Genomic DNA, 14438 nt, shown 5'->3' with positions numbered 1-14438 from the left:
GATGCCCGCACGCACACACACATATTCGGCAGCGCGTCACGGGGGAAGTGCGAGAACAGTGGAACGTGCGCAGGAACGTGCCGTCACCGGCCGGGCGGCCGGAGCCGCCCTGGAACTGCTGGTCCACGGCGTGGGCGGGACCACGCCCGAGAAGATGCTGAACGATCCACGCACGGTGCGGATCACCGGCGACGACACGGCCGCCGTGTTCCGCCGCGCCGACGACGTGGACGCCGACCACGCCGACGGGACCGCCAGCGCCGTCGGCGGCCCCCGGGACCGGCCGGTCCCCGAGGCCTACGTCTGGTGCAACCTGACCTCCGGCAACGGCACGCGCGCCCTGTGGCTCCTGCTGCTGCCGTTCATGGTCGTCAACCTCGCCCACTGGATGCGCCCCGCGGCGAGGGAACGCACCCGCACCGTCCGTCTCTACGGCCTGTTGGTGCGGCTCGCCGGTCTGACCCTGACCGTGCTGCTCGTCGCCGCGGCCTGCGAGGTCGCCCTCGACCTGACGGCCTGGCAGTGCGCGGGCACGCCCTCGTGCGCCGGGCGGCACTCCTGGCTGGGCTTCCTGTCGCCCGCGGTCAGGGACGGCGGCTGGTGGACCCTGCCCGGCCGCCGCCTCGCCCTCGCGGCCCTGGTCCCGGCCGCCCTCACCGGCCTCCTGTGGTACCTCTCCCACCGCACCTGGCGGGCCTACGAGTCCCAGGAGCCCCCGGACGGCAGGCACGAGCCGGAGGACGTGCTCGGCCACACCGCCCTGGGCCGTCCCGGCTTCTGGTACGGGCGCCGCCTGGTGGCCCGGCTGCGCGCGGCCCACACCGCGGCCGGCCTGCTCACCGTGGCCGCCGCGGTCGGCACGGCCGCCGCCCGCGAGGACCGCCGACCGGGCGGCCCCGCCCTCCTCGACGCCCTCGGCTGGCTCCTGGAGACCGCCCTGGCCGCCGGCGCGCTCGCCACGGTCTGGGTGGTGTGCCGCCGGGGCCGCAGCGAACACCGCCTCGACCGCCGACTCGACGCCCGCCTCGTACGACACCTGCCCCTGACCTGCCTCGCCCTGCTCGCCCTCACCCTGGTGTACGCCGGCTGGCAGCGCCCCGGCTGGGAGTCGGCCGGACGGCTCCCGGGCGACCTGACCTTCGGCGGGATCGCCCTGACACAGGGCGCCCTGGTGATCGCCCTGGCCGTCGTCGCCTCCGTCCTCCACCGCCGCTCCGCCCGCGACCCGGAAGGACGCGCCGCGCTGCGGGGCTTGGGCGGACCCGCCGTCGCGATGCTGGCCTGCGCGCTCGGCGGTGTGATGTCCGGCGGTGTCTCCCAGCGCGTCTCCGACTGGCTGGACGGCACCGGCACCTCCCTGCCCGGTCCGCCGGTGCTGCTGACCTGGCAGGCGTCCGTGATCCCGGTGCTGCTGATCGTGCTGCTGGTCATGGTCGGTCTGCTCGGCCGCGGCGCCTGGCTCCTGGCACGGGCCGAGCGCCTGACGGTGGCCCGTGAGTACGGCGTCGATCCCGGCGACGCCGCCCGCACCCAGCGCATCGCCCGCGCCCGCGCGATGGCCACCCTCACCGACCGCGCCCCGCTCCTCGTCGCCGTCACCTCCACCACGACCCTCCTCCTCGGCGCGGGCGCCCTGGTCGGCGCCTTCGTCACGGGCACCACCCCCACCGGGGCCGCCGAGGGAGCCCACCCCTTCGTCCAGGGCGCCGCCCAGACCGGCCACGCCCTCGGCTCCTGGCTCATCGGGCTCGGCTTCATACTGTTCGTCACCTGGGGCAGGCGCGCCTACAAGGACGCCTCCGCGCGGCGCACCATCGGCATCCTCTGGGACGTCGGCACCTTCTGGCCGCGCGCCGCCCACCCGTTCTCCCCGCCCTGCTACGCCGAGCGCGCGGTACCCGACCTGACCTGGCGCGTGGCCACCTGGACCCGCGCCACCGGCGGCCGCCTGGTGATCTCCGGCCACTCCCAGGGCAGCGTCCTCGCCGCCGCCGCGGCCTGGCAGCTGAGGGCCTCCGACCGCGGCCGCGTCGCGCTGCTCACCTACGGCTCACCGATCGAGCGCCTCTACGGCCGTTGGTTCCCGGCCCACTTCGGTCCGGCCGCGCTGAACGCCCTGCACGAGGACGTCGACTGCTGGCGCAACCTCTACCGGCTCACCGACCCCATCGGCGGCCCGGTCCGGCTGTCCGGCGACGCCTGCGGCCCCGAGGTGGACCGCGAGCCGCTCGCCGACCCGCTCGAGTACGGCCGTACCGACCACCACCCCCTGCCCGCGCCCGTCCTGGGCCACTCCGACTACCAGGCGGACCCGGCGTTCGCCGAGGAACGCGAGCGGTTACTGGTGCGGCTGTCTTCCGTGGTCCCCGCGCAGGGCGGCGACCCACCCGGCCGGGCCCGACCCGCGGAGCGGAGCGCGGGGGACCGGCGGTGACCCACCCCGTACGGGCGTGGCAAGCACCGCGCCCGCGGCACGATCCGCCGGACCGGCCCTGGGCGCGGTGACCCCGCGGGGCCGGTCACGCGGGGCCGGCACACCTAGGGCAGCTCCGGCAGGTCCTCCGCGAACAGCAGCGTCAGGTCGTCCGTGCTCGGCTCGGCGACCTGCGCGACCCGGCTCGCGTGCCGCTCCACCATCGCCTCGAACGTCTGGCGCGCGGTACGGCCGTTGCCGAAGGCCGGGCCCTTGGGGATCTCCGTGAAGTACTTCAGCAGCGCCTCGGCGGCGCCCGGTGCCAGCCGGTACTCGTGCTCCTCGGCCTGCTGCTCCACGATCCGCAGCAGCTCCTCGGGGCCGTAGTCGCCGAAGGTGATGGTCCGGGAGAACCGGGACGCCACACCGGGGTTCACCGACAGGAACCGCTCCATCTCGGCGGTGTATCCGGCGACGATCACGACGACGGCGTCCCGGTGGTCCTCCATCAGCTTCACGAGCGTGTCGATGGCCTCCTTGCCGAAGTCGCGCCCGGCGTCCTCCGGCGACAGGGCGTACGCCTCGTCGATGAACAGGACACCGCCCCGGGCCCGCTCGAAGGCCTCCTGGGTGCGGATGGCGGTGGAACCGATGTGCTCGCCGACCAGGTCGACACGGGACACCTCGACGAGATGGCCCTTCTCCAGGACGTCCAGCGCGGCGAGGATCTCGCCGTACAGGCGCGCGACCGTCGTCTTGCCGGTGCCGGGGGAACCGGTGAAGACCAGGTGGCGCTTGACGGACGCCGCCTTCAGCCCCGCCTGCTGCCGGCGCCGGCCCACCTCGATCATGTCGGTCAGCGCCCGCACCTCGCGCTTGACGCTCTCCAGGCCCACCAGCGTGTCGAGTTCACCGAGGACGTCCTTCGAGGTCCGCACCGGCTTCTCGGCCGTGGCCGACGGCGCCCCCTCCGGTACGCCGGTGCGCTGCTCGGGAACCGCGCCGAAGAACCCCGCCGCCGGCGGTGTCGTCTGCACGGCCGTCTCCCGCGCCGCCGCCGAGGTGCGCAGGCCCGCGCTCTCGTCGCTCGTGCAGTCCTCGATCACGGGACCCGACCCGGCCGTCGCGTCCGCGCCGCCGTCCGCGAACTCGTAGCCACCGCGCGCGCAGCGCTCGGTGCGGCACTTGCGCAGCGTCGTACGGCAGCCGTCTATCACGTGGAAGCCGTAGCCGCCGCTGTTCGTCACCCGGCAATTCAGGAAGGTGCCGCGGCCCCCGGCGGAGACGTAGAAGCCGGCTTCGGCGGGGGAGTCGACCGTGCAGCGCTCGACGGTGGGGTCGGCGCCCTTGGTGACGATCACGCCGGTCTGGGTGGCGTCCAGGGTGCAGTTGTTGAGGGTGCCGCCGCTGCCGTGGTCGCGGAACCAGGCGCCGGTCGCCGCGTCCCGGATGCGGCAGTCGTCGAGTTGGGCGGTCGCGCCGTCGCTCACCGACACGGCCGTGTTGCGCACCTGGGACAGGTCGCTGTCGACGACGTCCGCGCGCGAGCCCCGGTCGAGGACGAACAGCGCGTCCGGCACGTCGTGGACCCGACAGGAGTCCAGCACCATGGTGGCGCCGTCGCTGACCCAGACGGCCGGGTAGTCGCCGGTGCTGTCGGAGATCTCGCACTGGTTGGCGTCCACGTGCGTGCCGGGGTCCCACACCGACAGGCCGTTGCGCCCGAACTGACGGACCGTCGTCCGCGTCAGCGTCAGAACGGAGCGGGAGCGCAGGTCGACCGCGTTCTCCGGGATGTCGTGGATCCGGCAGTCGGCCAGGGTGAGGACGGCGTCGGTGTCGAGGGTGACGCCGTCGGCGGTGGTGCGGTGGACGTCGCAGTCGATGAGGTGCGCGGTGGCCCGGGCGGTGATCTGGACGCCGCTGCCGCGGATCTCGTAGACCTCGCAGCCCACCGCTTCCAGCGCCGAGTTGTCGCCGGTCGCGCTCAGTCCGGTGCCCGAGGCGTGGTGCACCCGGCAGCGCTCCAGACGGGGGTGGGCGCCCCCGCGCACCGCGACGCCCGCCTGTCCGGCCGCGAGGACCTCGCACTCCTCGAAGACACCGCCGCCGCCGTCGACGACGGCGATGCCGATGCCGGCCGGGTTGTCGACGGTGCACCGTCGGACGGTCGGGCGGGCACCGCCGCGTACCTCGATGCCGGCCGAGGACCGCGTGACGATCCGCAGGTCGAGCAGTTCCGGCGTGCCCTCCTCGACGAGCACGGCGGGCGCGGCCGCGTCCTGGCCCTCCACGTGCAGGTCCTGGACGACCGCGGCGGCGCGCACGGTGAGCGGCACCCCGTCGACGGGCGCGATGCGTACGGAACCGGGCGAGCCCTCGGGCCCGCGCAGGGTCACGGCCCGCTGCACGACGAGGTTCTCCCGGTAGGTGCCGGGGGCGATGGTGAGGACGTCGCCCTCGGCCGCGGCCTCCAGGGCGGCGGCGAGCGATGCGTACTCACCCGTGCGGCGCCGCCACCGCGATGTGCCGGTGTGCGTCACCTGGACCGTGCCCTGTGCCATGGCGTTGCTGTGCCCCCACCTCGGTCGTGCTGATGGCTCGTTCGCCGTGGGGCGCCGCGACCGGGGTCGGGACCGCGACCGCGCTCAGCCTCCTCGGGCCTCGGCGTGCTCGCGCTCTCGTCACCGGCGCACCCCTGCGGCTCCCTCGCGCGCGGGTTGATGCCAAATGCTTCGGCCGGTCCACCGTAGCGTGCGCGCGGGCGGTGGGTTGACCACAGACGCGACGCTGTCAGCAGCCAGTGCCCGTACGGCCCCAGTCCGGGCCCGCACGGTCCCATGCCTGGTCCCAACGGGCGTACCGGCGGCGGACCATGCGCCAGACGATCAGTCGGCGGCCGCCCTCGACGACGCCCGCGGTGAACAGGGCGGCGCCGAACCCGGCGAGTACGGCGTGTGTCGTCGCCGTGGCGGAGTCGAGCGGGCGGGCCACCAGACGGCCGTGGGTGTCCGTCCATATCGGGAAGTGGTCGCCGGGCCGCGGCGCCTTGAGACCCGCCAGGACCGTGCCGTGGCGCGCGGTGCCGTCCGGGGCGGTCCAGTCGGCGACCACCCGGGTGCGGGCGTCGCGCCCGGAGGAGCTCTCGGGGTCCGCCTCCAGCAGCGAACCGTCGAGCCTGCGCACCACGGTGGCCGTGACGTGGTGGCGGGACGCGCGCTGTTCGCGGACCGACTGCTGCAACGCGTCCTGGGCGGCGGCGCCGACGAGCGAGCCCGCGACGGGCGCGACGACGAGGATCAGGAGCAGCGCCGACAGGGCGACCCACGCCTCGACCAGGTCCGTCGTGCGGCGCAGCGGGTTGTGCCGCCAACGCCAGAGTCCGCCGATCGTTCGCACCGGCCCGCACCCCCTTTCCGCTCCGTGATAACCCCCCGTCGAGCCGTTCACGCCCGGAACCGGTCGAAGAGAGAGCCAGATCACCCGCGACCGGGACCCTCGGGAACGTCCCGGAAGAGCAAACGGCCAAGGGGCGAGCGGAGGTTCCCGCATCCGGCGGGTCCCCGGGAGTAGGCCGGAACTACTCGACGACCGTGACCGGATCGCCCACCCGGACGGTGCCGCGGGACAGGGGAACCAGGTTCTGTCCGAAGACCAGCTTGCCGTCGAGGCGGCGGTGCCGGCCCAGGGTGTACAGGGGTTCCCTGCCGCGGCCGGCGGTGGCCTGGTCGGTCGTGGTCACCACGCACCGCCCGCAGGTCTTGGCGACGCGGAAGGCGACCTCGCCGATCGTCAGCCGCGACCAGCCGTCCTCGGCCCACGGCTCGGTGCCCGCCACGACCACGTTGGGCCGGAAGCGGTTCATCGGCAGCGGACCCTCCGCGGCGTGCTCACCCCGGGCGATCAGGGAGTTGAGGGCGTCGAGGGACGCGGTGGTGGTGACCAGCAGCGGATAGCCGTCGGCGAAGGTGACCGTCTCGCCGGGCAGCGCGTACTCCGGGTCGACCGGGCGGCGCGTCGCGGGGTCGTCCATGTGCACCAGACGTACGTCGGTGCCGAGGTGGGCGCTGCACCAGGCGTGCGCGGCCTCGTCGGCGAGGACTCCCTCGACCTTGTCGCGGAAGATCTCCAGCGAGACCGTCCCGACCGGCTCCGGCACCCGCACGGTCAGCGGCTCGAGTCCGGGCGCGGACAGCCGGAGGCCGCCGTCGGGCAGGAGCTCGGCGGCGGCCAGTGCGAGGCGCGGCTGCTGGCGTTGCGTGACGACCTTTCCCCCGTCGTCGATCAGCGCCCAGCGTCGGTCTCCGGCCAGCCCCCAGGGCTCCACGAGGGCCTCCCGGGGCGACTGGCCCCGGAACGCCTTGACCGGATGAACGTGAATCGACAGCAGCCGCGCATTCCCCATGGGGCCATCCTGCCAGGCGGCACGGACGACCCCCGGGTCGGCTCAGTAGCCGCGGTACTGCTGGTTGTTGTACGGGTCCTGGTACTGAGGAGCGGCGGGCCGGGGAGCCGCGGGGCGCATCGCCTCGTAGCCCGTGCCGGGGGCCGCCGGGCGCGGCTGCTGCGCCTGCGGACCGGGGTAGCCGCGCGGCGCGGTGGCCTGCGGCGGGATGTAGGCCGCAGGGGCCTGCTGCAGCGGGGCTGGCTGCTGCATCTGCGGGTAGCCGTAGGAGGGCTGGGACGGGGCCGCCGGCAGTGCGGGCAGGGCCGACGGCAGCGCGGGCAGGCTGCTGCCCGGCGTGGCGTATTCGGCGGGGACCCGGATCGGGGCGATCTGCGGGGTACCCCGCTCGGCGACGAGCGAGTCGTAGATCGGGGTGTCCGGGAAGGAGGCGGAGTAGTAGCCGCCGCCATAGGTGGAGCGGGGGGAGGTCATGGCACATAAGTTAAGCCCACGATGTGCTGGTTGGGGAGACCGATAAGAGGGTTGATTTCCGTGTCCGCGGTGACGCTGGATCCCCAATGCGAGCGAACGTGGGAAAAAGGGGCGGCAATCCTCGCATCGATCGTGTAAAGGCCGAGTTCCGGAGGGGTTACTGGGGGTTCGGCAGCTTGTTCGTGCGCCGCGGATGGGAGTTCGCCGTGCCGACGCATAGGTTGACGGGTACACAACCCGATGCGCGCCGGGGCGCGGCCTGGCGCGGAGCCATGTGATGGGGGCGGGACATGTCAATGCCGAAGGGATCCAACGCTCCGGTGCCCACGACGGCACTACGGGTCGAGGTCGGCTGGCGTTCCGGGCCGGGCGTGCCCGACGCGGACGCCTCCGCGCTGCTGCTCGTCGGCGGAAAGGTCCGTTCCGACGGTGACTTCGTCTTCTACAACCAGCCGGCGCACTCCTCCGGCGCTGTCCGCCACGAGGGCAAGCGGGAGGTGGGAGGCCGGGTCGGCGACACCCTTCTCGTCGACCTCGCGCGCCTGGAGCCCGGGATCGAGACCGTCGTCCTCGCCGCCTCGGCCGACGGCGGCGCGTTCGGGCAGGTGCCGGACCTCTCCATCGAGGTGCGGGACGCGGCACGAAACACCGTGGTCGCCCGGTTCGACAGCACCGGCGCGACGGTCGAGACGGCGTTCGTGCTGGGGGAGTTCTACCGCCGCCAGGGCGCCTGGAAGTTCCGCGCCGTCGGCCAGGGCTACGACAGCGGCCTGGAGGGCCTGGCCGCGGACTTCGGCATCACCGTCGACGAACCGCGGCACACGGCGCCCCCGGCCGCCGCGTCGCCCTCTCCGCCTCCGACGACGCCCGCCGCGGTCCCCCCGCCCGTCCACCAGGCCCCGCCCCCGCCTCCGGCACCGCCCACCGCACCGGTCCGCCTGACCAAGGTGACGCTCACCAAGGCGGCCCCGTCGGTGTCGCTGACCAAGCAGGGCGGCACCTCGGGCACCATGCGCGTGAACCTCAACTGGGAGGTGCGCAAGCAGTTCTCGGGCTGGGGCGGCAAGCGCGGCCGGGCCGTCGCGCTCCACAACGACCTCGACCTCGACCTGTGCGCCCTGTTCGAACTGGCCGACGGCCGCAAGGGTGTCGTCCAGTCGCTCGGCAACGCCTTCGGCGCCCTGCACCAGCCGCCGTACATCCACCTCGACGGCGATGACCGCACCGGTGCCGTGGCCGCCGGTGAGAACCTCACCATCAACCTCGACCACAGGAACGACTTCCGGCGCATCCTCGTCTTCGTGACCATCTACGAGGGCGCCCGCTCCTTCGCCGACCTGCACGCCACGGTGACGCTCCGGCCCCAGCACGGCGCCCCGGTCGACTTCTCCCTGGACGAGTGCACCGTCCCGTCGACGGTGTGCGCGCTCGCGCTGATCACCAACACCGGCGGCGACCTCGTCGTCCGGCGCGAGGCCCGCTACCTCGTGCCCGAGCGCGGCGTCAGCCCGCAGCGGACCGTCGACCACGCCTACGGCTGGGGCATGAACTGGACACCGGGCCGCAAATAGGCCCCTCGCGGGAGTCAGCCCTCGTCGGCCACCGCGTCCGGGCGCGCGTAGGTGCGGCCCTTCCAGGCCGCACCCCGCCCCCGGCGGTGCTGCACCGCGGAATCCACCGTCATCAGCAGATAGAGGAACGCGGTGAACGGCAGCAGCGGAGCGAGCCACGGCGGCTGGCGGTAGTAGCGGAGCATCGGGACGTACGTCCCCGTCATCACCAGCCACGCGGCGCCGCCGATCGCCGACGCGGCCGGGTCGCCCACGGTGAGCCCGGCGAGGAGGGCGAGCGGCGGCACCACGTAGACCAGGAGCAGGCCCAGCACCGTGCCCGTCAGCAAGAACGGGTTGTGCCGCAGCTGCGCGTAGGCGCTGCGCGACACCATCCGCCACAGGTCGTGCAGCCGCGGACAGGGGCGCACGCTGTCCACACCGTCGGCCAGGCCCAGCCAGACGTGACCGCCGCTCGCCTTCACGGCCCGGGCGAGCGCCACGTCGTCGATGACGGCGTGCCGGATGGCGTCCGGGATCCGCGCCCGCCCGGCCGTCTCCGTACGCAGCAGCACACAGCCGCCCGCCGCGGCCGCCGTGCGCGCCCCGCGCCGGCCGATCCGGCGGAACGGGTACAGCTGGGCGAAGAAGTAGACGAAGGCCGGCACGACCAGCCGCTCCCACAGGCTCTCCACCCGCAGCCGCGCCATCTGGGAGACGACGTCGAAGCCCCCGGTGCGGGCCGCCGCCACCAGCTCGCGCAGGCTGTCGGGCGCGTGCGCGATGTCGGCGTCCGTCAGCAGGAGGTACGCGGGGTCACGCGCGCGGGCCAGGCCGATCCCGTGCCGCACCGCCCACAGCTTCCCCGTCCAGCCCGCGGGCGGTTCGCCCGGCGAGGCCACGGTCAGCGGCAGTCCGCCGTGCCGCCGTGCGAGCTCGCCGGCCAGTTCCCCGGTGCCGTCGGAACTGCCGTCGTCGACGAGGAAGACCTCCGCCCGCCCCGGATAGTCCTGCGCGAGCAGCGACGGCAGACTCGCCGGCAGTACCGCGGCCTCGTCGCGCGCGGGGACGACGACGCACACCGACGGCCACTCGGCGGGCTCGCGACGCGGCGGCAGCCGGACGTCCGTGCGCCAGAAGAAGCCCTGACAGAGCAGCAGCCACAGCCAGGCGGAGAGGGATACGGCGGCGGTCCACGCGATGGCGCTCACCCGCGCAGTCTGCCCCACCGGACCGGGCGGTGAGGGCACATCGTCTATGGTTGCCGGGTGAAGATCGCGCTCATGGACTCCGGAATCGGGCTGCTGGCGGCCACCGCCGCGGTACGGCGCCTGCGACCCGACGCCGATCTCGTGCTGTCCCTGGACCCCGACGGCATGCCCTGGGGGCCGCGCACCCCCGAGGATCTCACCGCGCGCGCGGTGGCCGTCGCCGAGGCCGCCGCCGCCCATCGCCCCGACGCCCTCATCGTCGGCTGCAACACGGCCACCGTGCACGCCCTGTCCACGCTGCGCGCCCGCCTGGAGCCGGACATCCCGGTGATCGGCACCGTCCCCGCCATCAAGCCGGCCGCGGCCGGCGGCGGCCCGGTCGCGATCTGGGCCACACCCGCCACCACCGGCAGCCCCTACCAGCGCGGACTCATCCAGGACTTCGCCGACGGTGTCACCGTCGCCGAGGTGCCCTGCTGGGGCCTGGCCGAGGCCGTGGAGCACGCGGACGAGGCGGCGATCGACGCCGCCGTCGCCGCGGCCGCCGCGCTGACCCCCGACGACGTGACGACCGTCGTCCTCGGCTGCACCCATTACGAACTCGTCGCCGAACGCATCCGCGCCGCCGTCCAGCGCCCCGGCCGCCCGCCGCTCGTCCTGCACGGCTCGGCCGGTGCGGTGGCCGCGCAGGCCCTGCGCCGCGTCGGCGCCCGCCCGGAGCCCGAGGCCCCGGTCAAGGGCACCGTGACGGTGCTGCTCAGCGGCCGGGAGGGCGTGCTTCCGGCACCCGCCCTCGCCTACGCGGAAGGACGGCTCCTCCAGGCGGTCAGCCCCACCCGGTGACCGCCGGCCGCCGGCCGGACCCGCCGGTCGCGTCCGTCGTCCGGCCGGCGCAGTCACCCTCCGCGACGCGCTACCGGCGGAGCGAAAGCTGAGTAGTCTCATAAACATGAGGGACGACCAGCCCCAGGCCGACAACGCCCCCCACCCGGACGTCTGGCACGGCCGCGCCACCAACCGCTTCCAGTGGCTGCTCGCGCTCGTCGGCGCCGCCTGCATGGCGCTCGGCATCCGACTGGCGGTCGACTCCGCGTGGACGTCCGGTGCCGCGCCGCTCGTCATGTCCGTCGTCGGCTGCATCGCCGCCGGACTGCTGGTCCTCTTCGGCACCCTCGCCTTCGTCCACGTCGACCTGAAGCTGGACAGGGAGTCCCTGGAGATCCGCTGCGGCCACATCGGTGTGCCGCGCCGCCGCATCCCGCTGGCCCACGTCGCCGGAGCCGACTTCGAACCGCACGTCACCCCGCGCCACTGGGGCGGCTGGGGTTACCGCTGGCGGCCGGAGAAGGGCACCGCCGTCGTCGTCCGGCGAGGTGAGGGTGTGGTGCTGCGGCTCTGGGACGGCCACACGTTCACCATCACCGTGGACGACGCCGAGTCCGCCGTACAGGTCATCAGGGACCGGCTGCGGCGGGGCACGCCCGGCGCGGCGCGCTGACCCGGGCGGCCGTCACGCGGGGCGCGACTGCCTCTCGAACGCCGCGGGCACCTCGGGCGCCGTCGGCTCCACGGTGAGCGGGCGGGCCGTGGCGAGGCCCGCCAGCAGACCCGCGCCCACGGACACGGTGGTGAAACTCAGGGCGTTGCCGACCGCGGCGACGGCGGCCAGCGCCGTGAGCGCGGCACCCGCCGTGAGCACGACCGGCGTCGGCCGCGCGGCACGCCACAGGGCGAACAGCACCCAGCAGAAGGCCGCCGCGAGGAGCAGCACCCCGACGACCCCCTGTTCCGCGGCCATCTGCAGCGGGGCGGAGTGCGGCTTGCCGTCGGACAGCGTCGACCGCGCGGCCGTCGCGCTCAGCTCCCCGAAGCGTCCGGGGCCCACGCCGAGCCCGACGTCGTGGTGTGCCAGGTGCAGGGCGTCCCGCCACAACGCGACCCGGTGGGAGGTCAGCCGGTCCTCCAGGGAGACGGCGAGCCCGCCGGCGTCTGCGGCGACCGCCCAGGCCAGGCCCGTCACGGTGGCCGCCGCCGCGGCCAGTCCCGCGAGGCCCGGGCCCCGGTGCCGCAGGCGACCGGCGGCCAGGGAGCACAGCAGCACGCCGCAGCAGGTGACCACCGCCGTCGTCGAGCCCAGCGCCGCCCCGGCCACCGCGATGCCACCGGCCAGCCCGCGCAGGGCGAACCGCAGGACGGGCGCGGGCGTGGCCCAGGCGGCGCAGCACGCGGCACCGGCCGACAGGGTCAGCACCGCGGCCGTGGCACCCGCCTGGCCCAGCGGCGCGGCGATCTCCGGCCCGGGTGCGAGCCGGGGCGGGGCCGTGGTCAGGGCGAGCCCGGCCAGCGCCGCCGCGCAGGGCGCGGCGACGGGCAGCAGCGCTCCGCAGATCCGGCCCGCCGCGTAGCCGGCGGCCACGGCCAGCACCGCGAGCAGGACGCCCTCGGGGCGCCCGCCGTGCGCGGCCGCGGTGATCAGCGACCAGGTGGCGCAGGTGCCGAGCACCATGACACCCGCCGCGTCAGAAACGTTTCGTCTGTCCCCGTCCGCGTCCTGACCGGCCGCGGACGTCATCCCCGTGGACCCCACGCCGTCCCCCCGAATCCGGTCGCCCCCCGACCGTGACATGCCCCGGACGCCCCGCGCGACAGGAGCTCTGGCACACCGTAACGGCTGCTGGGCGGTTTGTGGATGCGTCGTACCGGGATGCGCGGGATGCGGGGCGGCCGCCCCGCGGACCGTGCTGTCGGCCAAAAGGTCACCCGCCGTACACTCCCGGAGTGACCGTCACCGCAACTTCCGTGGACCGGCAGGACCAGCTGGAGCCCCCCACCGCGCCGTCTCCCGGCGCCCGGCTCCTGCGCCTCCTCCCGGCCGCCGCAGCGGCACTCTCCGGAGTACTGCTCTACGTCAGCTTCCCGCCGCGCACCCTGTGGTGGCTGGCCCTGCCGGCCTTCGCCCTCTTCGGCTGGGTGCTGCGCGGTCGTGGCTGGAAGGCGGCGCTCGGTCTCGGCTACCTCTTCGGTCTCGGCTTCCTGCTGCCGCTGCTGGTGTGGACGGGCGTCGAGGTGGGCCCCGGTCCCTGGCTCGCCCTCGTGGCCATCGAGGCGCTCTTCGTCGCGCTGGTCGGCGTCGGCGTCGCCACCGTGTCGAAGCTGCCGGCCTGGCCGGTGTGGGCGGCCGCGGTCTGGATCGCCGGCGAGGCGGCACGCGCGCGCGTGCCCTTCCGTGGCTTCCCCTGGGGCAAGATCGCCTTCGGTCAGGCGGACGGTGTCTTCCTCCCGCTCGCCGCGGTGGGCGGCACCCCCGTGCTCGGCTTCGCGGTCGTCCTGTGCGGTTTCGGCCTGTACGAGGTCGTCCGCGTGGGCCTGGACCGGCGGCACACGCGGGAGATCCGGCGGTCGGCCGCCGCCCTGGCCCTGCTCGGCGTCGCCGTCCCCGTCGTGGCGGCCGTGGCCGCCCGGCCGCTGGTGAGCGACGAGGCGGAGGACGGCACCGTGACGGTCGCCGCCATCCAGGGCAACGTCCCCCGCCTCGGCCTCGACTTCAACTCCCAGCGCCGGGCCGTCCTCGACTACCACGCGCGCGAGACGGAGCGACTGGCCGCCGAGGTCGAGGCGGGCAAGGTGCCCCGGCCCGACTTCGTGCTGTGGCCCGAGAACTCCTCCGACATCGACCCCTTCGCCAACCCGGACGCGGCCGTCGTCATCGATCAGGCCGCCGAGGCGATCAAGGCCCCCATCTCGGTCGGCGGGGTCGTCGAGCGCGACGGCAGGCTCTACAACGAGCAGATCCTCTGGGACCCGACCAAGGGCCCCACCCAGACCTACGACAAGCGGCAGGTCCAGCCGTTCGGCGAGTACCTCCCGCTGCGCTCGTTCATCGGAGCCATCAACGAGAACTGGACCTCGATGGTCCACCAGGACTTCAGCCGGGGCACCGAGCCGGGCGTGTTCGACATCGACGGCACCGAGGTCGGCCTCGCCACCTGCTACGAGGCGGCCTTCGACTGGGCCGTGCGCGACACCGTCACCCACGGCGCCCAGCTGATCTCCGTGCCCAGCAACAACGCCACCTTCGACCGCAGCGAGATGACCTACCAGCAGCTCGCCATGTCCCGCGTGCGCGCCGTCGAGCACAGCCGCACCGTCACCGTGCCGGTGACCAGCGGAGTCAGCGCGATCATCATGCCGGACGGACGGATCACCCGGAGGACGGGCATGTTCGTCGCGGACTCCCTGGTCCAGGAGGTGCCGCTGCGCTCCTCGGAGACGCCCGCGACGCGCCTCGGGATCCTTCCCGAGATCGCCCTGGTGCTCGTCGCCGCGGGCGGTGTGGGCTGGGCGATCGGCGCGGGGATGCGCGCACGCCGGGTGTGAGGCCCTGA

Annotated in this window: 11 protein-coding genes; 5 read left to right on the top strand and 6 right to left on the bottom strand. The window is 74.5% G+C overall.

The features are described from left to right. The first annotated feature begins 58 nt into the window (after window positions 1–58). Window positions 59–2434 (top strand): hypothetical protein, encoded by a 2376-nt coding sequence (locus tag ACIBBD_RS04005; protein WP_399417701.1) that lies wholly within the window; start codon window positions 59–61, stop codon window positions 2432–2434. 104 nt (window positions 2435–2538) lie between these two features. Here ACIBBD_RS04005 and ACIBBD_RS04000 read toward each other — a convergent pair whose 3' ends face one another. The 4 genes from ACIBBD_RS04000 to ACIBBD_RS03985 form a co-directional block, all read right to left on the bottom strand. Then, complete coding sequence (locus ACIBBD_RS04000; protein WP_399417700.1) at window positions 2539–4977, bottom strand: right-handed parallel beta-helix repeat-containing protein; 2439 nt, start codon at window positions 4975–4977, stop codon at window positions 2539–2541. Between the two features lie 229 nt (window positions 4978–5206). Continuing rightward, complete coding sequence (locus ACIBBD_RS03995; RefSeq protein WP_399417699.1) at window positions 5207–5812, bottom strand: hypothetical protein; 606 nt, start codon at window positions 5810–5812, stop codon at window positions 5207–5209. Between the two features lie 181 nt (window positions 5813–5993). Further along, window positions 5994–6818 carry an MOSC domain-containing protein gene (locus ACIBBD_RS03990; RefSeq protein WP_399417698.1) on the bottom strand — a complete coding sequence of 275 codons (825 nt, stop codon included), beginning with the start codon at window positions 6816–6818 and terminating at the stop codon, window positions 5994–5996. A 42-nt stretch (window positions 6819–6860) separates the two neighbouring features. Then, window positions 6861–7292 (bottom strand): DUF6643 family protein, encoded by a 432-nt coding sequence (locus tag ACIBBD_RS03985; RefSeq protein WP_399417697.1) that lies wholly within the window; start codon window positions 7290–7292, stop codon window positions 6861–6863. A 296-nt stretch (window positions 7293–7588) separates the two neighbouring features. Here ACIBBD_RS03985 and ACIBBD_RS03980 point away from each other — a divergent pair, with 296 nt between their 5' ends. Next, a complete protein-coding gene (locus ACIBBD_RS03980) occupies window positions 7589–8863 on the top strand; it encodes a TerD family protein (RefSeq protein ID WP_399417696.1) in 1275 nt (424 codons plus the stop codon). 14 nt (window positions 8864–8877) lie between these two features. On the opposite strand, the gene ACIBBD_RS03975 is transcribed toward ACIBBD_RS03980, so the two are convergent. Then, the gene (locus ACIBBD_RS03975; protein WP_399417695.1) at window positions 8878–10071 is read right to left on the bottom strand and encodes a glycosyltransferase; all 1194 of its coding nucleotides are present in this window, start codon (window positions 10069–10071) and stop codon (window positions 8878–8880) included. A 39-nt stretch (window positions 10072–10110) separates the two neighbouring features. Here ACIBBD_RS03975 and ACIBBD_RS03970 point away from each other — a divergent pair, with 39 nt between their 5' ends. Both ACIBBD_RS03970 and ACIBBD_RS03965 read left to right on the top strand, forming a co-directional pair. Beyond that, on the top strand, window positions 10111–10896 hold the full coding sequence (locus ACIBBD_RS03970) for a glutamate racemase (protein WP_399417694.1): 786 nt from the start codon (window positions 10111–10113) through the stop codon (window positions 10894–10896). Window positions 10897–11002: 106 nt separating this feature from the next. After that, window positions 11003–11551, top strand: coding sequence for a hypothetical protein (locus ACIBBD_RS03965; RefSeq protein ID WP_399417693.1), 549 nt, complete (start codon window positions 11003–11005; stop codon window positions 11549–11551). Window positions 11552–11563: 12 nt separating this feature from the next. Here the strand turns inward: ACIBBD_RS03965 and ACIBBD_RS03960 are convergent, their stop codons facing one another. Beyond that, the gene (locus ACIBBD_RS03960; RefSeq protein ID WP_399417692.1) at window positions 11564–12559 is read right to left on the bottom strand and encodes an O-antigen ligase family protein; all 996 of its coding nucleotides are present in this window, start codon (window positions 12557–12559) and stop codon (window positions 11564–11566) included. Window positions 12560–12831: 272 nt separating this feature from the next. Here ACIBBD_RS03960 and lnt point away from each other — a divergent pair, with 272 nt between their 5' ends. Further along, complete coding sequence (gene lnt, locus ACIBBD_RS03955; protein ID WP_399417691.1) at window positions 12832–14430, top strand: apolipoprotein N-acyltransferase; 1599 nt, start codon at window positions 12832–12834, stop codon at window positions 14428–14430. The last annotated feature ends 8 nt before the right edge of the window (window positions 14431–14438 follow it).

Source organism: Streptomyces sp. NPDC051315 (assembly GCF_044455165.1).
Taxonomy (GTDB): domain Bacteria; phylum Actinomycetota; class Actinomycetes; order Streptomycetales; family Streptomycetaceae; genus Streptomyces.
This window is presented reverse-complemented; position numbering and strand designations above follow the sequence as displayed.

What these genes read in the sequence shown, in the direction of transcription:
- ACIBBD_RS04000 (WP_399417700.1), bottom strand. Translation starts at nt 4,977, where the DNA reads ATGGCACAGGGCACGGTCCAGGTGACGCACACCGGCACATCGCGGTGG.
- ACIBBD_RS03960 (WP_399417692.1), bottom strand. Translation starts at nt 12,559, where the DNA reads ATGGTGCTCGGCACCTGCGCCACCTGGTCGCTGATCACCGCGGCCGCG.
- ACIBBD_RS03985 (WP_399417697.1), bottom strand. Translation starts at nt 7,292, where the DNA reads ATGACCTCCCCCCGCTCCACCTATGGCGGCGGCTACTACTCCGCCTCC.
- ACIBBD_RS03990 (WP_399417698.1), bottom strand. Translation starts at nt 6,818, where the DNA reads ATGGGGAATGCGCGGCTGCTGTCGATTCACGTTCATCCGGTCAAGGCG.
- ACIBBD_RS03980 (WP_399417696.1), top strand. Translation starts at nt 7,589, where the DNA reads ATGCCGAAGGGATCCAACGCTCCGGTGCCCACGACGGCACTACGGGTC.
- ACIBBD_RS03965 (WP_399417693.1), top strand. Translation starts at nt 11,003, where the DNA reads ATGAGGGACGACCAGCCCCAGGCCGACAACGCCCCCCACCCGGACGTC.